The following is a 20,167-nucleotide window of genomic DNA, read 5'->3' on the forward strand; positions in this document are numbered from 1 at the left end:
CATAATTTACGGTAATCTATTTAAATACTTAAATTTCTGACAAAAACGATTCAAAATTTTAATTGCTTCTTCTTTAGATGGTATTCGGTCTACTATATAAATAACATCATTATATTGAAAATCTAATGTATATCCGCCTCTAACTTCTTCTGTCGGTCCTAAAATATGTGCTGAAACTCCTTTTACGCTGACAATTCCCTCATCAGTATAGTATCCACCATAAGTGTGCTCAAAATTTGCACTTCCTTCTCTTAAAAATTGCATAGTATAATATGTCACTGGTCTTCTACCTATCTGCTCTAGAATGTTATCATCTGTAAGTTCTTTTGAAGGATGAAAAACATCAATTCGTGTCATGTCTCTATTTGAATATGCAACTTTAGCACCTTCTGTTATATAAGAATGTAAAAATTTATAGTCTAATTTCTCTTCTACCTCTTCTAAAGAATTAAAGACATTTAATAATTGATTTTCTGAAAAATAAATTTCTCCTTCATTTCTACTGATTTCATTTACCCCTATAGCTTTTAAGTTTCTCTCAATATCAATAGTATTGGTTCTATATTTATCGCCCATTAATGTAAATCCGACTAATACAAGTCCTAGTGTAGAAGACAATAAAATTCCAAGCAAAACCTTTATCTTTTTGTCTTTCATAATTTTCCTCCTTAAAAAATATGTATTTTAATTGTCGATTTAGTTGATTACAACAGTATTATATAACTCAATCAGGTATATGTAAACATATCTAAATTTTTATAGTTGGTATGTCTTTAATCTTCCTCAAAACTAAAAATATCTATCGGAGCAATCCCAATAGATATTTTCTAAATTTGTATTTTTAATTAATTTATCTTACTGCCTTCCATAAGTGTCTTTTTAAGATTTCCCTCAATTTCTGCAAGAGCTTTTTCTGCCTCTGCTCTTCGCTGTCTTCCTTCTGCTTGTATTGCTTTGACATCATTTAAGGCTTCTATTAGCTTTTCGTTTGTGTACTTAATTGTATCTATGTCCACAATTCCTCTCTCTGTTGCTCTTTGTGTCTCAACTGTCGCCATTTTAATATTTTCGGCATTTTTTCTAAGCAACTGATTGGTGTAGTCTGTAACTTCTTTTTGAGCTCTCGCCGCATCTAGTGAGTGTCCTGCTGAAAGCGCAAGAACCATCTGATTCTTCCAAAGTGGTATTGTATTCACTATTGTGGATTGCAATTTCTCAAGCATGACTGTGTTTGAAGATTGTATCATTCTAATTTGCGGTGCCATTTGAAGGCTTACCATCTTTGTGAGTTCAAGGTCGTGAAGTTTCTTTTCAAACCTGTTTATCATGTTGATATGGTCTCTTACTAGTTGGGCATCTACCGGAGAATTTGATGTGTTTGCCTTGCTCTCTAATGCTTTTAATTCTACATTTTTAGCTTCTTCTAATTTTTTCTTTCCTGCAATTATATACATGGAAAGTTCTTTGTAGTAATCTGCATTTAATTTATACATCTCATCTAGGTTTGCAATGTCTCTCATCAAAGTTATTTGATGTCCTTCAAGTGCTTTTTTTACATCGTTTACATTGTGTTCTACATCTGTGAACTTGGTCTTAAATGCTGTGACTTTGTTGGCTCCTTTTTTGAAAATTTTAAAGAACCCCTTATCTTCTTCGTCTATTTCAAAACTCTTTAACTGATTTACTACATTTGATAAAAGTGTTCCAACTTCTTCTAAATCCTTTGTATATACTGATTCTAAAGTCTTTTCTGAAAAACTTGCTATTTTATTTTGCGCTCCGCTTCCATAGCTTAGGACTTGGTTTGAATTTGTGATGTCTATCTTTTTGGCAAATTCTTCTACTTTTTTTCGCTCTTCTTCTGTCAGCTTTATATCTACTTCTTCTGTATTTTCAACTATAACTTGTGTTTCTTGTTCTTTCTTCGGCTCATTCGGTTCGAGCGTCAATTCAAAATCCATATATCCTCCTATAATCTATCTAGTAATCCCTCTTGGTGCAACATGCTCTTTAAAACTGAAATGTCTGTCTTTATATCTATTACAGCCCCTTCGTACATATCTTCAAGCAGATTTCTAAATGCTTCATTTATTATCTTTATGGAGCTTTTAATGTCTTCTTTTAATTCTAAAATCTTTGGCGAATCCAATCCTGATTTTTGAATTAGTTCATACTCTCCTAACAATTTTAATACTGATGGTAGATAGTACTCCCTGAACCTTTCAAATTGCTCCAAATCTTGAGGCTTGGCCTTTGCATTTGAATATATCTTTTCAACTAAGAGCAATAGTTCTTTAACTTCAGACTTCATAGGCTCTTCAAGAGATTCATGGTAATTCAACATCTCTCCAAGATAGTTTCTCTCTATTGCCTTAGGCTCTTCTATTTTTTCTTCTTGCTTTACACTTCTTATAGGTATTCTTCTGTATTCTTCATAGGTCTTATTGTCGAGCATAACTGCCCCGTCAACAATCCTTGCCTCTTTAAAATAATCTTTTTGAATGTAGTATGATATGTCGTTCAAAACTGTTTCTTCATCTACATTTGCAAGTAGTGCAAGTTCTCTTATATTGCAAATTGCCCCGCTTCCAAAACCTCTTAGATATTTATTGTATCTTTGCATTACTTTGGAAATAAGTTTTTGCTTTCTCATTTCTCTTCTTGTAAAAAATCCTGCAACTAAGAACATAAGTCCTGCAAATATTGTTGTTATATCTAAAAAGTCAATAAATCCCTGAAATATTACTATAACTCCCGTAGCAATAGAAAAAATTGTAGCTATATTTAATAGTTTAACCATACTAGCTGAATTTTTTATCTCTCTTGGGTTTTGCTCGACTATTTTTTTATTCTTTGCCGGAACTATCGCTCTTTGAGGGACCTCCGCATTGTTTATCATATCCATAATTTCTCTTACGGAATTTCCAAAGCTATTCTTTAGTGTCTTTGCAATTTTACTTAGTTCATCAGAATTTAAAAAGAAATTATTTCTATTTTTGTTTTCTCCGTCATCGTATCTGTCGTTCATATTCCCTCCTTAAATTCTATTATACTAAAGTTGCAATTTAAGTAAAACTTTAATTGATTTATTTAATTTAAACTTAACCATTTCTTGACAATTATTACAAGACTTTGATTTTTAAAACTACTCTTAATTTAACACTTGGTTTATAATTAATTGAGGAGGTACGATTTGGAAATTAAAAAGATCAATCTAAAAGAACAAACTTATAATTTAATAAAAGATAGAATACTGAAAAGACAATATAGACTTGGTGAAAGTTTAAAAATTTCTAAATTAAGTGATGAACTCGGTATTAGCAACACTCCTATAAGAGAGGCTTTAAGTTATTTAGAATCTGAAGGACTTGTGGAATTTTCTGATGGCAAATACTCTGTTGTCAATCTCACTGTAAAAGATATAGTCCAACTTAATAATGCAGTTTTAGTAAATATTCTTGCAGCGCTGGATATAGTAATCGAAGAAAATCACACAGAAAAATTAATTGAATTTGAAAAACAATCTCTAAAAAAACAGAAGAAACTTCAAGATGAACAAGCCGATATAAACTTTAACTTTGTAAAGACTTTTGTAGATTTTAATAGAAATATAGTCTTGGCAGCTGATAATAAATTCTTGCTTAGAATTTTTGATAACTTGTTTTCAGTTCTAATCTTGGCAACTTCATATAATAAAAAAACATACAGAGATGTTCATTACAAATTACACATTGAAATATATAATGCTCTTGTTGAAAAAAACTATTCTAAGATGAAAGACTCTCTAAAAGAATTGTTTAATAAAGATGAATCATCTTTCGAGTTTTAAATCAAAAATAATATCAAATTAAAAATTTATTTTCTATGTTATCACGTTAAAACGTATTGACATAAATATTTTAGCTTGGTATTATTTTTATGTTAAAGTATGCACAGTGCATAATGAGGTGGTTATATGAATATTACATGTAATATAAATGGAGCGGAAGTTTCTGCAGATGTAAGTGAAAAAACTCGTCTTATTGATTTTTTAAGAGATGAACTACATCTTACCGGAACTAAAGAGGGTTGCTCTGAAGGTGAATGTGGTGCTTGCACTGTGATAGTGAACAAGAGAGCTGTAACTTCTTGTACAATGCTTGCCGCTCAAGTTGACGACTGTGAAGTTTTGACTATTGAAGGGCTAAAACAAAATGGCGAATTCGATATTCTTCAAGAAAAATTTGTAGAACACGGCGCAGTTCAATGCGGCTTCTGTTCTCCGGGATTTATAATGAGCGCTAAGGCTCTTATGATGAATAACTCAAACCCAACTATGGATAATATAAAAAGGGCAATAGAGGGCAATTTGTGCCGTTGTACAGGATATATAAAAATCATTGAGGCTATTGATGCTGCTGTTAAGGAGGTTTCTAAATGATATACTCTCCAAAAACTAAAGACGAATTAATTGAATTAATTAAAATAAAAGATAACAATACATATTTTATTGCCGGTGGTACCGATATCATAATCAAAATAAAAAATAAAAAACTCACTGATTATAACATAATTGATTTAACTAAAATGAGCGAGTTTGCAAAAATTGAAGAAAACGATTCTACTGTATCTATCGGCTCTATCGTCACTATGACAGAACTTACAGAGAGTGAACTTATCAAAAAATATTTCCATTCAGTATATCAAGCTGCTTACCATCTAGGTTCTGAACAAATTAGAAATTTAGCAACTGTCGGTGGAAATCTTGCCAATGCATCTCAATCAGCAGATGTATTGCTTGCGTTATATAGTTTAAATGCAAAAATTAAGATTTTAAATTCATTAGGTGAAGAAAAAATCATTCCTATCGAAGAATTGATACTTGGTAGGGAAAAGACATCTTTAGCTGATGACGAAGTAATTGAATCAATAATTTTAGAGAAAAAAGATAACCAAATTACAGGATTTTGTAAAATTGGCTCAAGAAAAGCTGTTACAATTTCCAAAATCAGCTGTGCTGTAAACTTAATTGTAAAAGACTCTGAAATTTCAAATCCAACTGTATATTTAGGAGCAGTTGGAGTAGTGCCTACAAGGGCAAAATTGATTGAAGAATACTTATCTTCTGTCTTAACTAGTGAAATTGACTTGAAAAAATTACAAGAACTTGCAAGCGAAGAAGTTGACTTGGCAATTCCAACAAGAGAGTCCAGACACTACAAGAGAGTTGCTATAAAGGGTCTAATGGATGATTTATTACAGGATTTAAAATTATGAATTATAAATTTATTGGAAAAAACATAAAAAAATTTGATACTACAAAGGCTGTAACTGGTGAACTTAAATACACTGGAGACTTTTATAACTCAGATATGCTCTATGGAAAACTACTTTTGAGTGAAAAACCTCATGCTACTTTCGAATTTGATTTTGAAGAAGCTTTAAAAGTTGATGGGATTTTTAAAATATTGACTGCTGAAGATTTACCAGATGTTCCCTATAATTCAATGGAGTGGTTTTCAGGTATAAATGCCACTAAAAACGAACGTCTTTTAAACTCCGAAGCCAAGTGTGTTGGAGATAGAATTGCTCTTGTGCTTGGCGATAACAAAGAATGTGTTGAAGAAGCTTTAAAACGAATAGTCGTAAATTATACAGAACTTCCAACAGTCCTTGGACTTAAACAAGCTCGTGAGAATAAAATTTGTGTTCACGGTGATTCAAACATTGCATACGAAAAGGAAATTGCGAGGGGAGACTACAACTCAATCAAAGATGAAGCCTATATGATTGTAGAAGACACCGGAACAACTCCTCGTACACACCATTTGGCAATAGAACCGCACATTGCTGAGGGTTATATGCAAGGTAATATCCTCACAGTTTCAAGCCCGAGCCAAGTTGTATATGCGATACAAATGCAACTTTCAAGAATACTTTCTCTGCCTGTTTCAAACATTAGAGTTATAAAATCCACAATGGGTGGGTCATTTGGCGGAAAGCAAATGCCTCTTTTAGAGCTAATTGCCGGAGCGGTGGCTTATAAATTTAATCGCCACGTTCAAATATATATGGATAGAGAGCAAGCCATAATAGGAACTTTTACTCGTAATTCAACTGAGATAAATGTAAAGACGGCAGTAGATAAATCAGGAAAAATCCTCGGAAGATTTGTGGACTTATCAGTTGATGGCGGAGCTTATGATACCAACAACACAAGTATTACAAATGCCTTTGCAAAAAAAATCTTCAGACTTTACGACATACCAAACCAAAATTTCCATGGTGTTGCATATTATACAAATGCTATCCCCGGTGGAGCTTGCAGAGCTTATGGTGGGCCACAAGCTCACGCTATAACAGAGATAAATATGACAAACACTGCCGAAAAACTTGGAATGGACCCTTGTGAATTTAGAATTAAAAATTTACTTGCTCCTCATTCAGAAGATGGAGTAGGGGGACCTAATATCGGGAATGCAGGAATAAAACAGTGTATAGAAGTTGGCATGGAAAAATTTGACTGGTATGAAAAATATAAAAATATCCACTCAAAGAATACCGACAGGTATGCCTATGGCGTTGGAATGGCTTGTGCAACTCATGGAAACGGATATGTTGGAGCCTTTCCTGATTTTACAAATGTAGAATTGGTACTTAACTTTGATGGTAGTGTACTAGCCAAAATAGCAATTCACGAGCAAGGTTGTGGAACTATCACTTCACTTACTCAAATGTTAGCCGAAGCACTTGATATACCAATTGAAAAAATACACATGCCAGAAGCCGATACTTTCTTTACTCCTTATGATTCAGCCGGAACACAAGCCAGCAGAGTTACATTTGTAAATGGTGGGGCACTAAAGAAAGCCGGAGAAGCATTAAGATCTAAACTCATCGAAACTGTTAGCAAAATTGAAAATATTGAAATAGATAGAATTTATTCAGACCTTGGAAAAATTAAGGTCAAAGATTCAGACATAGAATATACCTATGCCGAACTTGCAATTCTAAGAGAAAAGATGTACGCCGACCAAACATCTGTATATGTACACCATGCACCTGATAAAAATCCAGCTGCTTTTGCCGCTGCATTTGTTGAAGTCAAAGTGGACAAATATACAGGCCTTGTCGAAATAGAAGATATTCTTGCAGTACACGATATTGGAAAGGCTGTAAATCCTGAACTAGTGGCAGGACAAATACACGGAGGATGTCAATTTATACTTGGTATGGCTCTTAATGAAGAAGTAGTCGTAGATAAAAATGGATACGTTCCAAGCAGAACACTATCTAAATATCACATACTTAACTCTCAAGACATGCCTAAAGTCAGAATTGAACTCATCGAAACAGAAGATGAATTTTCTCCTTATGGAATCAAGAGTGTTGGGGAAGTTTCCGCTGTAGCTCCAGGTCCTGCAACTATAAATGCAATAAATAATGCTCTTGGAACTAACATTACCAACTATCCGGCAAATCCGGAAAGAATTATAAAAGCTTTAGAACTTAAAGCGAAAGGGGTGTAATAAATGGGAAAATTTGTGTTAACGGGAGAGCCTCTAAGTTTAAAAGAGCTATACGATATTTCCTTCAACAATGTTGAATTGGAAATATCTCCCGAAGCGCAAGAAAGAGTCAAAGAAGCCAGAAGTATTTTATTTGAAATGGCTGCTGAAGGAAAGCCGGTTTACGGCTTAAATCGTGGGGTAGGTTGGAATAAAGATAAGGAATTTGATGAAGATTTTTTTGAAACATATAACAGAAATCTTCTAAACAGCCACTGTCTTGGAGTTCCACCTTACCACACAGATGAACAGGTTAGACTTATCTTGCTAATAAGACTACATAAAGCACTTCAAGGGCATACCGGTATGTCTCTTGAAATCGTAAACATGTATAAGGATTTCTTAAATTATGGTATATATCCGAGAATTCCTATGCGTTCGTCAATTGGAGAGGCAGATATAACCACTCTATCTCACATTGGGCTTGCCTTTATAGGAGAGAGTGATGTTTCATACAACGGAGAAATTATAAATTCAAAAGAAGCTATGGATAAAGTTGGTATGAAGCCTGCAAAACTCGGCCCTAAAGACGGTCTAAGTATAGTTTCTTCAAATGCTCAAGGTGAAGCTATGGCAGCTATAATCATAAAAGAAGTTGAAGACATAGTTAAGATGTCAAACATCATCTATTGTTTGAGTTTAGAAGGCTTAAACGGAGTTGTTGAATCGCTTAGAGAAGATGTAAATGAACTTAGAAATATACCAGGTCAAGTTAAAGTTGCAAGAGAATGTAGAGAATATTTAAAAGGCAGTTATTTAAACGAGCCACATCCTGACCGTGCACTTCAGGACCCTCTAAGTTTTAGAGGAGCACATTCAATAAACGGTACAGTACTAGATGCCCTTGACTTTGTAAAAATGCACCTATACAACACTGTAAACTCAGCAGACGACAACCCTTGCGTTTTAATAGACAAGAGAACTTCTTTTGTAAGTGCAAACTTTGAAGTCACAACTGTTGCAATAGGAGTTGAAATGGTCGCAACATCTTTGGCACATTTGTCTAAGACATCTTGCTATAGAATGATTAAACTTGCAGACCCTGCGTTTACAAAATTGACAAGATTTTTAACTCCAAAGGAAATAGATGTTATCGCCTTTGGTACAATTCAAAAAACTTATACAATGCTTGATACTCAAAACAGAGGCCTTGCAAATCCATCCTCAATGGATTTCTACTCACTAGCAGGAACCATTGAAGATCATGCTTCTAATTTGCCACTTGCTTGCTATAAAATCTTACAAATGTTAGACAACATCAAGTACATACTTGGAATTGAAGCAATGCACGCAGCACAGGCAATAGACTTAAGGGGAGATATTAAACTCGGAGAAGGCACAAAGCTCGCTTACCAAGCAATTAGAAAAGTGTTGCCTTTCTATGAAAAAGATAGAAACTTAAGTAAAGATATAGAAACAATATATCAATTTATAAAATCTAAAAAATTATTGGAAATTATGAGGTGAAATTATGAAAAATAGAATGAGATGGCCAGTGTTCATTCCGGCATTTTTATTCGTACTATTAGTTGCAATAATAGGCGTTGTAAGTAACCAAACACTTAGTGATGTTTCAAATAAATTCTTTGTTTGGTCTCTTGAATCATTTGGTTGGCTTTACCAACTACTTTGTATGACTGTACTCATCGTTACATTTGTAATTATGTTCTCTAAAATTGGAAATGTTCGAATTGGTGGAATAGATGCAAAACCTAAATACTCTTTTGCTACTTACTTTGCAATGACTCTTACAGGTGGAGTTGCAACAGGTATAGTAACTTGGGGTGTAAACGAACCTATTATATATCTTGGTAATGTTTGGGGAGAACTTGACGCACTTGGAATCGCTGCTAACAGTCCAGAAGCCGTTAGATTTGCAATTGCAAGAAGTTTCTACAACTGGACATTTGTACCATATGCAATCTATGCTTTGGCAGGTGTTATCGTAGCTTACGTTTACTTCAATAAAAAAGAACAATTAAACGTAACAGCAACACTTACTCCACTATTTGGAGATAAAATAAAAGGTGGTATCTTTGCAAACATAATAGACACACTTTCAATGCTTGCAATTTCAATAGGTCTTTGTTCAGCTCTTACAATGTGTATAACATTGGTTACCACAGGACTAAAAGCATCTTACGGATTTGAAACTAACACTACACTTTTCGTTGCACTAGGTATTTTCATAGTAGCTATGTTCACACTTTCATCATACGTTGGACTTGATAAAGGTCTAAAAAAATTAGCCGATATAAATGCTTATTTCTACTATGGTGTTTTAATATTACTACTAGTTACAGGACCTACGCTATTCATTCTTAGAAACACAAGTGCAGGTATGGCTGAATGGCTACATAACTTCTGGTTATGGGGACTTGACCCTATAGATATAGGTGGAGCACCTTTGGTTCGTTCTTGGACACTTTTTGACTTTGCATTCTGGGTTGGATATGCTCCTGTTACAGGTATATTCTTAGGGCAAATTTCTTATGGAAGAACAATAAGAGAATGTTTAATAGTAAACCTTATCTTACCATCAGTATTCGGTATTATTTGGTTTGGAGTATGGGGAAACACAGCTATCAATATGCAACTTACAGGTCAAGCTGACCTTATAGGTATTATTCAAAATTCAAATGCTGTAATGGGTCTATTTGAATTTATGAAACATCTACCATTTGCAGCTATATTAGTTCCAGTAAACTTATTTATCATCTTAATTTCTTTCATAACATCTGCAGATGCGACAGCAAACAACATCGCTTCTATGTGTATTAAAGACATTCCTATAGGCTCAGAAGCTCCTGGAACACTAAAGGTACTTTGGGGGGCTACAATAGGTGTTATCGCCATAGTAATGGCAGCATTTGGCGGAGGAGAGCAAGGAGTTGCCGGAGTAAAAGCTCTTGCCGCAGCAGGTGGATTTGTAGTACTGTTTATATTCATACTTCAAGTTGTATCTGCTATCAAAATGTTCTTTATAGATAAAATTGAAGAATAAATTATTGTTAGAAGTTAGCTAATCAACAGCTGGCTTCTTTTTTTGATATAATACATAAATAATGAATAAAGAGGTAATTTATGTACATTACTCAAAAAATTGCAGATAAAACTCTATTAAAAGTAAAATCTGAAATCGAGCAACTCGGCATACAAGTTGGCAAGATTAAACCAAGTGTAAAGTTGACATCAAATAAGACAACTCTTGGCACTTGTAATAAACTAAACAATTCTGATTTTGATTTTGAAATTAGAATTACAAAGTATATTGCAAATGAACAAGCTCTTAAAAATACCATTGCTCATGAAATTTTACACTCTGTAAAAGGTTGTTTTAACCATCAAAAAAAATGGAAAGCTATGGCTGAAAAAGTAAATTCAAAATATGGATACAATATCACAAGGCTTGGAGATATTTCTGAAGCCAATGTCAAACCTAAATACATCGTCGTATGTAAAAACTGTGGTCTTGAATACAAATATTTTAAAAAAGGAAAAGTTATAAAATATTTAGAGGCCAACTCTAAAAATATCAAATGCGGCAAGTGCCGTGGTGAATTAGAACTTAAAAAATAATTTCAAATCCCTAGACGTTGACAGCTTTTAAATTAAAACTAAATAAAAAAATCCCCTTAGCATAAGCTTTGGGGATTAATTTTAGTATTTTCTTTCTTTTTGAATTACTACTTTTCTGTAAGGGTCTTTACCTTCTGAATGTGTAATTACTCCTTCATACTCTTGTAGTGCTTCGTGGATGATTTTTCTTTCGTGTGCATTCATTGGTTCAAGTTTGACATTTCTACCTGTCTTTAAGACTTTAGATGCCATCTTTTGAGCTAAATCCTTAAGAGTGTCTTCTCTCTTTTGTCTATAGCCGCTTGAATCAAGTTGAACTCTCACATATTCATCTGTATTTTTATTTACGATAAGACTTAGTAGATATTGTATTGAGTCAAGAGTTACACCTCTTTTACCGATTACTATACCTAATTTTTCTTCATCACCTTTTATTTCAACTTTTAAGACGTTGTTTTCAAAGTTTACGTCTAAATCCGTTTCAATGCCAAGTGAGTTAAGTACCTTATCTAAAAATTCTCGACTGATTTCTTCTATTTCTCCAGATGTTGCTGATTTTTTATCAGTAACTTCAACTTCTTCTACTTCTTGTGTTGAAACTGTAAATTCTTCAGTCGATACTGTATTTTCAAATTCATCTGTTGGTTGGCTCTTCTCTGATTCGGTGAATATTTCTTTTAAGATGTCTTCTGTGTCTTCTATCTTAGAAACTTTTACTGTCGCATTTTTAGAACCTATTAATCCAAAAAGACCTTTTGAAGATTCTTCAATTACTTCTATTTGAGCATCTTCTCTATCTATATTCAATTCTATTAGAGCCTGACTTACGGCTTCATCTACAGTTTTTGCTGTTTTGATTACATAATTCATTTAATTTCCTCCGCCACTTCATGCGCTATAACTTTATTTGTTATATATTGTTGTACTGCTGAAAATATATTACTTACAGTCCAATATAAAGTAAGTGCTGATTGGAAATTTCTTCCCATCATAAAAATCATTATAGGCATAACTACCATCATTGATGTATTCATTGATTGAGCTTTTGGATTATTAGTTGCTGCATTTGCAGGACTCTTGCTTGCTAAAAATGAAGTAAGGAAAGTTGTAAATGCTGCTATTAATGGCAATATCATAGTTTTATCTGTTGCTGATAAAGTGTTCAGATAAAAGAAATTTTTATTCATACTTTCAAACATAACTTTATCAGTGAAAGCAAATTTCTCCGGATACATAAACACTCTATAGAATGCCATTAATATTACCAATTGAATAATCATAGGTAGACAACCTGAAAGTGCATTATAATTTGCATCTTTATATAGTTGTTGTTGTTTTACAGCAAGTGTCTGTGGATCGTTCTTATATTTCTTTTGTAGCTTTTGTATTTCAGGTTGTAATTCAGCCATTTTCTTTTGACTTTTCATCATGTGAATATTAACTGGCAATACAACTGCCTTTATAATTATTGTTGCAATAATTATAGCTATTGCATAAAAAGAAATACTCGCCGGTTCTTGCGGGAAGGCACCTGCTAATACATCATATATAAGCTTTAGAAATCTTCCCAAGATACTACTAATGTAGGTCATCTTGCCTCCTTATACTAAAGGATCATATCCGCCTTTATGAAATGGATGACATTTTAAAATTCTTCTCACCGCTAAGTAAGTTCCCTTAAAAAATCCATATTTATCGTAGGCTTGATAGGCATATTCAGAACAAGTGGGAGTAAATCTACAATGACTACCCACGAGTATATATTTGGAAATATAGTTTTGATAAAATCTAATTAACAACTTTGCTATTTTTACCATTTTTTTCAAACCTCTTTGCAAGATGAAGAAATGACTTTTCTAAATCTTTATATTCCAGTTCTATAGCTTGATTTTTCACAACAAATACATAGTCGTATCCGTCTTTTAAAACATCAAAATTAGCTCTGTATATTTCTCTAAGTCTTCTCTTTATCTTATTTCTCCAAACAGCTTTGGCAACTTTCTTGGTTATTACAAAACCCACTCTCTTATAGTCTAAACCATTTTTCTTATAAAAGAGCGTGAAAGTCTTATTTCCATCTGTTCTCTTCTTAGAATATACTCTCTGAAAATCTCTATTCTTTTTTAAATAACAATCCTTTATATTCAACTTACGCTGAAAGTACTTTTCTACCTTTTCTTCTTCTTGCACTTAATACTCTTCTTCCTGATTTAGTTCTCATTCTTGCTCTAAAACCATGTTCTCTTTTTCTTGCTCTGTTCTTTGGTTGGAAAGTTCTCTTCATGACTTCACCCCTTTCTTTTCAATCATTAAATTATATTGTACTTATCCCTTCAAGTCAAGTAAATTAGCTGACAGTACTTAATTTTTCAAAAATTTTACTTGTTTTTTTATATTTTTTATAACTTTTGAACAAATATTATGAATTATTGACAATGTAAACGTTATATGTTAGCGTATAGTTTATAAAAACTTTTCGTTTAGGGGATTTATTTGAAAAATTATTTTAAAAATTCAGCTTTATTTTTATGTATATGTCTTTTATTTTTAACAGCGTGTGCTAAAGACAAAGCTACTGAAGAAAAAAACAATTCAAAAACTGCTGTTGAAGTTGAAAAAAATCAATTCGAAAACCAAACTCTATTGGTTTATGCCGGAGCGGGTCTTAAAAAACCTATGGAAAAAATAAAAGACGAATTTGAAACAAAAACGGGTGCAAAATTAGAAATAGTTTATGCCGGTTCAGGACAACTTTTAGCACAACTTGAACAATCAGGAAAAGGTGATGTGTTTATAGTTGGTTCAAAACCTACATATGACGCAGCTATTGAAAAAGGTCTTGCAAATGAATCTGTGCCTGTAGCTCATCATACACCCGTTATAGTTACACAAAAAGGTAATGAAAAGAACATATATGGTTTAAAGAATTTAAATCAAGATGGCATAAAACTTGCACTTGGAGATGCAGAAGCAAATGCAATAGGAAAAACTTCCGTAAAAATGTTTGAAAAAGCAGGTATAACTGACTATGAAAAAAATGTAGTTGTTAAAACAGCAACTGTAAACGAACTTTATCAAGCTATTAAAACAGGTTCTGTAGATGCTGCTATTGTAACTAAAGACTCTGCATTTGGAAAAGATGACTTAGAAATAGTTGAAATTGAGCCTGAATTCTTAATAGACCAAGTTATTTCAATAGGCACTTTAAAAATTTCAGAAAATGAAGAATTAGCTCAAAAGCTAGTTGAATATATGAAATCAGATTCTGCAAGTTTTGCCTTTGAAGAATTTGGATTCAAAACTGTAAAATAATGGATTGGTTATTTGAAAGAGTATCAAAAATACTTGTTATTTTTTCGATACTCTTTATTATCACACCTTTTATTTTTATAATTTTTGAAGGTTTCAATTTCATAATATCTCTTCCATTTCCACAAGAAATTGTTTTTTCAATTAAATTATCATTAAAAACTTCTATCTTGGCAACTTTTTTAGTTTCCGTAACTTCAGTTATAATTTCACAAAAAATACATTTCAATCCTAAACATAAAGAAATTTTAAAATATATATATTCATTTCCTCTTAGTATGCCTCATTTAGTAAGTGGACTTGCTCTTATAACGCTATATGGTCACAACAATTTAGGCAAATACTTGGAAATATTTAATATAGATTTCGTCTACACACCATCCGGAATAGTTCTTGCGCTATTTTTTATAAATTTGCCATATGCAATAATTTTTCTAAATTCTGCTATGGATTCTGTAGACGACAGTATATTTTTTACAGCTAACAATCTTGGACTAAACAACTTTAAGGTATTTATTCACGTCTTAATTCCACTTATAAGACAACATATCATAACTATGGTGCTACTAATATTTTCAAGATGTCTTGGAGAATTTGGAGCTGTTATGATGTTGGTTGGGGTTACGAGAATGAAGACTGAAACTCTTGCAACCTCTATATTTTTAAATATGACCACAGGAGATTTTGATGTGGCCTGCGGAGTTGCAATAATCTTAATGTTAATCAATCTATTTATAAATTTAATGATTAAAATAATCATAAAAGAGAAAAGTGTGGGTGATAAAAATATTTACTATAAATAATCTAAATCTTAATTTAAATGGCTTTAGTTTAAAAAACATATCTTTAAAATCTGAAGCCAAAAATATTGTAATTTTAGGCCAGAGCGGAAGTGGAAAAACTGTTTTTTTAGAAACTATAGCTGGAAAATATCAACAAACAGGAGAAATTATATTAAATAAGAGACATTTAGAAAATATACCGTCCTATGAAAAAAATATTTCTCTTGTATATCAAAATTTTAACTTGTTTCCCTTTTTAAATGTGTTTGAAAATATAATTTTCGCACCTAAAATTTTAAAACAAAATAAATTTTTTTACACAATTGAAGCTGAAAACCTGCTTAAAAAATTAAATATCTATTACTTAAAAGACAAACCTGTACACAATCTATCAGGTGGAGAAAAGCAAAGAGTATCACTTTGTAGAGCTCTACTAAAAAAACCTGATTTACTCTTATTAGATGAGCCTTTCAGTGCTCTTGACTATATAAATAAAGACTCGGCTAAACAAATAACCAAAGATCTAATTTCAGAGTTTGGAATTGTGAGCATTTTAGTTACACACGATATTGAAGAATGTAAATACTTTGCAGATGAAATTTATTTTATGAAAAAAGGCGAACTTTCAAATAAGTTTTCATCTGAAGATTTTAATAAAATTATAAAGGAGAATAAAATCCATGAGTATATATAAAATTTTGATGAATTATTTTTCAGATTTAATATCTGAACATAATCTTGATGATGAAGAAATATTTGTTTCTCTAAAATCTTTAACTGAAAAAGAAGCTATAGGTATAACCGAAAGGAAAGATTTTCCTCTACTAAATGGAAAAGAAGTTTTAATTGAGGCAAATTTTAAAAATTCACTTGGACAAGCTTTTACAAGTTCACGTTCTGCACTATCTATTAAATTATCTAATGTAAGAGATTTAGATATAGAAAATAACGATTATGACATTGCAATTTTCATATCTATTTTAAATTCAGTTATGAAGCACTTAGGATTGATATCAAATACCGTTCACTGTAAAAACGAAGAGCCTGAATTATGCGCTGAACAAATAGCTAATTTTTTAAATGCCGATTTATATAAAAACATACTTTTGATTGGCTATCAACCAGCTTTTATAGATAAACTTTCATCAGCCGGATACAATCTTAGAGTTTTAGATTTAAATGTAGACAACATAGGAGAAATTAGATATGGAATCAAAATAGAAGATGGCAATTTATTTAAAGAGGCAATAAGTTGGGCTAATATAATACTCTGTACAGGTTCTACTATAGGAAATAGAAGTATTATGAATTTCTTAAATTTAGAAAATAAAGAAGTATATTTCTACGGAACTACAATTGCAGGCCCTTCTAAAATTTTAAATTTAAAAAGACTTTGTTTCATGTCAAATTAATATTTTTTTATTTTAGATACACTTAAAACAAGTTTATAAGCCTTTTGGCTTGTTGATAAGTGTATCTTTTTTTGTTAAAATATATGTGGATAAATTTTTAGGACTGTTTATATTAAAAATATTGTTTATAAGTAGGGTTATCCACATTTTGTTGATAGAATGTTGATAAACTCTATTTTTTAAACTTATTTTGTTTAAATAGCTGTATTATAGTGGTTATTTTTTCCACAACCAACAATATTAATCTTAAATCAATCAATATATTATCTACAATTGTGTATAACATTATACATATTTTTTTATCAACAAATACTTTTCAACAGGAGGAATTATGGACCCACTATCCAATTTATGGAATAGAGTTATGAGTGTTCTTGAACGTCAATCCATGAGTCAAGTTTCATTCGATACTTGGTTCAAAGATATGAAACTAAAAGATATCGATGAATACAATAAAATCTTCTATGTTTTAGTTACATCAGACTTTATAAAACATAGGATTGAAAACAATCCTTCGCAACTAAGAACTCTTAAAAAATGTATAAAAGACGTAATGGATGAAGATTATGACGTTAGAATCTTAACTGGTAATGAATCTCCGGTTAAAACACAATCTGATAACTTCTTACCTGAATCTAGATTAAATCCAAAATATGTCTTTGAAAATTTCGTAGTAGGTAAGAGTAACGAATTTGCTCATGCAGCAAGTTTATCAGTAGCTGAAAACTACAAAGATCCATCAATGGCGCATTCAAACCCACTTTTTTTATATGGTGGAGTAGGACTTGGAAAAACACATTTAATGCAGGCTATTGGACATTTTATAAATCAAATGGACTCGTCTAAAAAAATTCTGTATGTCACAAGTGAGCAATTTACAAACGAGCTGATTAACTCAATTCAAACTAATAAAAATGAGCAATTCAGAAACAAATACAGAAAAGTTGACCTTTTATTGATAGATGATATCCAATTTATAGCCGATAAAGATAGAACTCAAGAAGAATTTTTTCATACTTTTAATGAATTACACGGCTCAAATAAACAAATCGTACTCACATCAGATAAGCCACCTAAAGAAATAAAAGCTTTAGAAGAACGTTTAATATCAAGATTTGCATGGGGCCTTGTGGTGGATATACAAGCTCCGGATTTAGAAACTAGAATTGCAATATTAAGGTCTAAAGCTGATTCTGAGGGATATGATGTACCTGCAAATGTAATAAATTTTATAGCTGAAAATGTAAAAAGTAACATAAGAGAATTAGAAGGTGCTCTTTCTCGTGTAATGGCATATTCTAAACTGACAACTGGTGTAATAACTGAGCAAACTGCCGCAATAGTTCTTAAAGATATCTATAATACTAAAAAAGAAAAGGTAATAGATGTAAATTTAATAAAAGAATTTGTAGGGAAACACTACCATGTCACAGTAGACGAACTAAATTCTAAAAAGAGAACTAAAAATATAGCTTATCCAAGACAAATAGCCATGTATATAACAAGAGAACTGACCGAACTATCTCTTCCAAAAATAGGTGAGGAATTTGGCGGACGTGACCATACAACAGTAATACATGCATATAATAAAATTGAAAAAGATATGGATCAAGATACATCTTTTAAAATAAGAATAAATAATTTAATAAAAGAGATTAAAGAATAGTTGTTGATAAGTAAATTTTAATTAAAAAGTTATCAACATGTTATTAATTTAAATTTTTTCGATAGTTTTAATAATAAATCGACTTATACACAAATTAACAGGCCCTACTACTATTATTATCTAACTAAAATATAATAGGGCATTAAAAAGGAGGCTTTATGAAACTCAAAGTAAGTAGAAAAGAATTTATAAAAGCTATACAAATTGCTCAAAGAGCAATATCTCCTAGAAGTACAATTCAAATATTAGAAGGTATACTTTTAAAGGCTAAAAATAATGAAATAGTTTTGATTTCTTCTGATACTGAAATAACTATTAAGACTTCAATTGCTGCAATTGTTATGGAAGAAGGAGAAATAGTAGTAAATTCAAGATTATTTGGAGATATAATAAGAAAATTTCAAGGTGATACAATTGATATAAATTTAGATGGAACTTCAATGAATTTGAAATGTGAAAAATCAAATTTTCACATTCAATGTCAATTACCTGATGAATATCCAATGTTACCTATAGTTGAAAAAAATAATACATTTAATATTTCATCACAAGAACTTAGCGATTCAATTAAAAAGACATCTTTTGCAGTTTCTATGGACGAAACAAGAATGGTATTTACAGGTGTTTTAATGGATTTAAGCCCTGCAAAGATAAATTTTGTAGCTCTTGATGGATTTAGAATGGCACTTAAAACAGTAAATAATCCTAATGAGAATACAACTTCAGCAATCATTCCAGCTAGAACTTTAAATGAACTTATAAAAGTTTTAGAAAACGAAGATGTGAACGTATGTATTTCAAGAAATATGGCTCTTTTCAGAACTAAGACTACAGAAGTTTATACAACTCTTCTAAGTGGTGAATTCTTTAAATATCAAGGTCTTATAACTGAATCTCATACTACAATTTGTACTATATCAAGAGTAAATTTACAATCAGCTCTTGAAAGAGCAAGTTTACTTGCTAAAGAAGATAGAGCAAATCTTGTAAAATTTGAAATTGAAGAGGGATTTATCAAGATATCATCTAATTCTGAGATAGGAAATGTTGAAGAAATTGTAGAATCCAAAGTTGAGGGTGGAAATTTAAAAATTGCATTTAATTCAAAATATCTATTAGATGGAATAAAAATTATGGAGTCAGAAGAAGTTAGACTTTATTTCACAGACTCAGTTAACCCTTGCATAATAAGAGAAGATGACGAAGATTATCTATATCTAGTACTTCCTGTAAGACTTGCAAAGTAGGTAATTAAATGGAAAGTGGTTATATAAAATTAGATTCTTTCCTAAAGTATAAAAACTTGGTTGGAAGTGGTGGAGAAGCCAAGATTTTGATACAAGAAGGACTTGTAAAAGTTAATTCTGAAGTAGAAACAAGACGTGGTAGAAAACTTGTAAAGGGAGATCGTGTTGAGTTTGATTCAGAAGAATTTATAGTAGATATGGTAGAATGAGGATAGACAGATTAGAACTTACTAATTTTAGAAATTATCAAAGTTTTGAAATAGAACCCAGTGATGGAATAAATTTAATATTAGGTAGAAATGCAATAGGAAAGACAAACTTATTAGAAGCTATATACTTGATAACAGTTGGAAAGAGTTTTAGGACTTTAAAAGCCAGTGAAATGATAAGATTGGGAGAGAGCTCAGCTAATATAAGAGCTACTGTAGAGAGTGGAGGATATTCAGATGAGCTTAAAATAATATTAAATTTAAATCAGAAGAATGAATATATAATGAATTCGGATTCTATAAATATAAAAAACTATGCTGGGGATTTCTCGTGTGTGATATTTTCACCAAATGATTTAAATATGATAAAATTATCACCTGGCGAAAGAAGAAAATACATTGATTCTTTAATAGAA

Annotated in this window: 24 protein-coding genes; 15 read left to right on the forward strand and 9 right to left on the reverse strand. The window is 31.6% G+C overall.

Annotated elements, in window-relative coordinates; all coding sequences use genetic code 11:
* Positions 1-6 precede the first annotated feature (6 nt).
* The 3 genes from HMPREF9129_RS01505 to HMPREF9129_RS01515 form a co-directional block, all read right to left on the reverse strand.
* Complete coding sequence (locus HMPREF9129_RS01505) at positions 7-657, reverse strand: hypothetical protein (RefSeq protein ID WP_004819598.1); 651 nt, start codon at positions 655-657, stop codon at positions 7-9.
* A gap of 188 nt (positions 658-845) precedes the next feature.
* Positions 846-1,961 (reverse strand): toxic anion resistance protein, encoded by a 1,116-nt coding sequence (locus HMPREF9129_RS01510; protein WP_004819599.1) that lies wholly within the window; start codon positions 1,959-1,961, stop codon positions 846-848.
* An 8-nt stretch (positions 1,962-1,969) separates the two neighbouring features.
* Positions 1,970-3,028, reverse strand: a complete 1,059-nt coding sequence (locus HMPREF9129_RS01515; RefSeq protein WP_004819600.1) for a 5-bromo-4-chloroindolyl phosphate hydrolysis family protein — start codon at positions 3,026-3,028, stop codon at positions 1,970-1,972.
* Between the two features lie 165 nt (positions 3,029-3,193).
* Between HMPREF9129_RS01515 and HMPREF9129_RS01520 the strand changes: the two genes are divergently transcribed.
* The 7 genes from HMPREF9129_RS01520 (at position 3,194) to HMPREF9129_RS01550 (ending at position 11,126) form a co-directional block, all read left to right on the forward strand.
* Positions 3,194-3,829, forward strand: coding sequence for a GntR family transcriptional regulator (locus HMPREF9129_RS01520; protein ID WP_004819601.1), 636 nt, complete (start codon positions 3,194-3,196; stop codon positions 3,827-3,829).
* A 126-nt stretch (positions 3,830-3,955) separates the two neighbouring features.
* The gene (locus HMPREF9129_RS01525) at positions 3,956-4,420 is read left to right on the forward strand and encodes a (2Fe-2S)-binding protein (protein WP_004819602.1); all 465 of its coding nucleotides are present in this window, start codon (positions 3,956-3,958) and stop codon (positions 4,418-4,420) included.
* Positions 4,417-5,256 carry an FAD binding domain-containing protein gene (locus HMPREF9129_RS01530; RefSeq protein WP_004819604.1) on the forward strand — a complete coding sequence of 280 codons (840 nt, stop codon included), beginning with the start codon at positions 4,417-4,419 and terminating at the stop codon, positions 5,254-5,256. Before HMPREF9129_RS01525 ends, HMPREF9129_RS01530 begins: the two co-directional genes overlap by 4 nt.
* A complete protein-coding gene (locus HMPREF9129_RS01535; RefSeq protein ID WP_004819605.1) occupies positions 5,253-7,508 on the forward strand; it encodes a xanthine dehydrogenase family protein molybdopterin-binding subunit in 2,256 nt (751 codons plus the stop codon). The genes HMPREF9129_RS01530 and HMPREF9129_RS01535 overlap by 4 nt, the downstream gene beginning before the upstream one ends.
* Before the next feature lie 3 nt (positions 7,509-7,511).
* On the forward strand, positions 7,512-9,014 hold the full coding sequence (locus HMPREF9129_RS01540) for an HAL/PAL/TAL family ammonia-lyase (protein ID WP_004819607.1): 1,503 nt from the start codon (positions 7,512-7,514) through the stop codon (positions 9,012-9,014).
* A gap of 4 nt (positions 9,015-9,018) precedes the next feature.
* A complete protein-coding gene (locus HMPREF9129_RS01545; protein WP_004819609.1) occupies positions 9,019-10,551 on the forward strand; it encodes a BCCT family transporter in 1,533 nt (510 codons plus the stop codon).
* Positions 10,552-10,631: 80 nt separating this feature from the next.
* Positions 10,632-11,126, forward strand: coding sequence for a SprT-like domain-containing protein (locus HMPREF9129_RS01550; protein ID WP_004819610.1), 495 nt, complete (start codon positions 10,632-10,634; stop codon positions 11,124-11,126).
* 81 nt (positions 11,127-11,207) lie between these two features.
* Here the strand turns inward: HMPREF9129_RS01550 and jag are convergent, their stop codons facing one another.
* The 5 genes from jag to rpmH are packed head-to-tail and all read right to left on the reverse strand — an operon-like array spanning position 11,208 to position 13,410.
* Positions 11,208-11,996, reverse strand: a complete 789-nt coding sequence (gene jag, locus HMPREF9129_RS01555; RefSeq protein ID WP_004819611.1) for an RNA-binding cell elongation regulator Jag/EloR — start codon at positions 11,994-11,996, stop codon at positions 11,208-11,210.
* The gene (locus HMPREF9129_RS01560) at positions 11,993-12,718 is read right to left on the reverse strand and encodes a YidC/Oxa1 family membrane protein insertase (RefSeq protein ID WP_004819612.1); all 726 of its coding nucleotides are present in this window, start codon (positions 12,716-12,718) and stop codon (positions 11,993-11,995) included. Before HMPREF9129_RS01560 ends, jag begins: the two co-directional genes overlap by 4 nt.
* 9 nt (positions 12,719-12,727) lie before the next feature.
* Positions 12,728-12,943, reverse strand: coding sequence for a membrane protein insertion efficiency factor YidD (yidD, locus tag HMPREF9129_RS01565; RefSeq protein ID WP_004819613.1), 216 nt, complete (start codon positions 12,941-12,943; stop codon positions 12,728-12,730).
* Complete coding sequence (gene rnpA / locus HMPREF9129_RS01570) at positions 12,915-13,274, reverse strand: ribonuclease P protein component (protein WP_306424711.1); 360 nt, start codon at positions 13,272-13,274, stop codon at positions 12,915-12,917. Before rnpA ends, yidD begins: the two co-directional genes overlap by 29 nt.
* A gap of 1 nt (position 13,275) precedes the next feature.
* The gene (gene rpmH / locus HMPREF9129_RS01575) at positions 13,276-13,410 is read right to left on the reverse strand and encodes a 50S ribosomal protein L34 (RefSeq protein ID WP_040552137.1); all 135 of its coding nucleotides are present in this window, start codon (positions 13,408-13,410) and stop codon (positions 13,276-13,278) included.
* Between the two features lie 209 nt (positions 13,411-13,619).
* Between rpmH and modA the strand changes: the two genes are divergently transcribed.
* Positions 13,620-14,438 (forward strand): molybdate ABC transporter substrate-binding protein, encoded by an 819-nt coding sequence (gene modA, locus HMPREF9129_RS01580; RefSeq protein ID WP_004819620.1) that lies wholly within the window; start codon positions 13,620-13,622, stop codon positions 14,436-14,438.
* On the opposite strand, the gene HMPREF9129_RS12160 is transcribed toward modA, so the two are convergent.
* Positions 14,422-14,664 carry a hypothetical protein gene (locus HMPREF9129_RS12160; RefSeq protein ID WP_245946131.1) on the reverse strand — a complete coding sequence of 81 codons (243 nt, stop codon included), beginning with the start codon at positions 14,662-14,664 and terminating at the stop codon, positions 14,422-14,424. The two genes, modA and HMPREF9129_RS12160, sit on opposite strands and share 17 nt — an antisense overlap.
* Here HMPREF9129_RS12160 and HMPREF9129_RS01585 point away from each other — a divergent pair.
* The 7 genes from HMPREF9129_RS01585 to HMPREF9129_RS11605 all read left to right on the forward strand — a co-directional run.
* Positions 14,606-15,238, forward strand: coding sequence for an ABC transporter permease (locus tag HMPREF9129_RS01585; protein WP_245946114.1), 633 nt, complete (start codon positions 14,606-14,608; stop codon positions 15,236-15,238). The genes HMPREF9129_RS12160 and HMPREF9129_RS01585 overlap by 59 nt on opposite strands.
* On the forward strand, positions 15,213-15,911 hold the full coding sequence (locus HMPREF9129_RS01590; protein WP_004819624.1) for an ATP-binding cassette domain-containing protein: 699 nt from the start codon (positions 15,213-15,215) through the stop codon (positions 15,909-15,911). The genes HMPREF9129_RS01585 and HMPREF9129_RS01590 overlap by 26 nt, the downstream gene beginning before the upstream one ends.
* A complete protein-coding gene (locus HMPREF9129_RS01595) occupies positions 15,898-16,629 on the forward strand; it encodes a Rossmann-like domain-containing protein (RefSeq protein WP_004819626.1) in 732 nt (243 codons plus the stop codon). The genes HMPREF9129_RS01590 and HMPREF9129_RS01595 overlap by 14 nt, the downstream gene beginning before the upstream one ends.
* A gap of 331 nt (positions 16,630-16,960) precedes the next feature.
* The gene (dnaA, locus tag HMPREF9129_RS01600; RefSeq protein ID WP_004819627.1) at positions 16,961-18,295 is read left to right on the forward strand and encodes a chromosomal replication initiator protein DnaA; all 1,335 of its coding nucleotides are present in this window, start codon (positions 16,961-16,963) and stop codon (positions 18,293-18,295) included.
* Positions 18,296-18,453: 158 nt separating this feature from the next.
* Complete coding sequence (dnaN, locus tag HMPREF9129_RS01605) at positions 18,454-19,542, forward strand: DNA polymerase III subunit beta (RefSeq protein ID WP_004819628.1); 1,089 nt, start codon at positions 18,454-18,456, stop codon at positions 19,540-19,542.
* Positions 19,543-19,550: 8 nt separating this feature from the next.
* Positions 19,551-19,751, forward strand: a complete 201-nt coding sequence (locus tag HMPREF9129_RS01610; protein WP_004819629.1) for an RNA-binding S4 domain-containing protein — start codon at positions 19,551-19,553, stop codon at positions 19,749-19,751.
* Positions 19,748-20,167: AAA family ATPase (locus HMPREF9129_RS11605; protein ID WP_004819630.1), on the forward strand; the 420-nt coding region annotated here is incomplete at its 3' end. The genes HMPREF9129_RS01610 and HMPREF9129_RS11605, both read left to right, overlap by 4 nt.

Source organism: Peptoniphilus indolicus ATCC 29427 (assembly GCF_000227315.1).
Lineage (GTDB): Bacteria > Bacillota > Clostridia > Tissierellales > Peptoniphilaceae > Peptoniphilus > Peptoniphilus indolicus.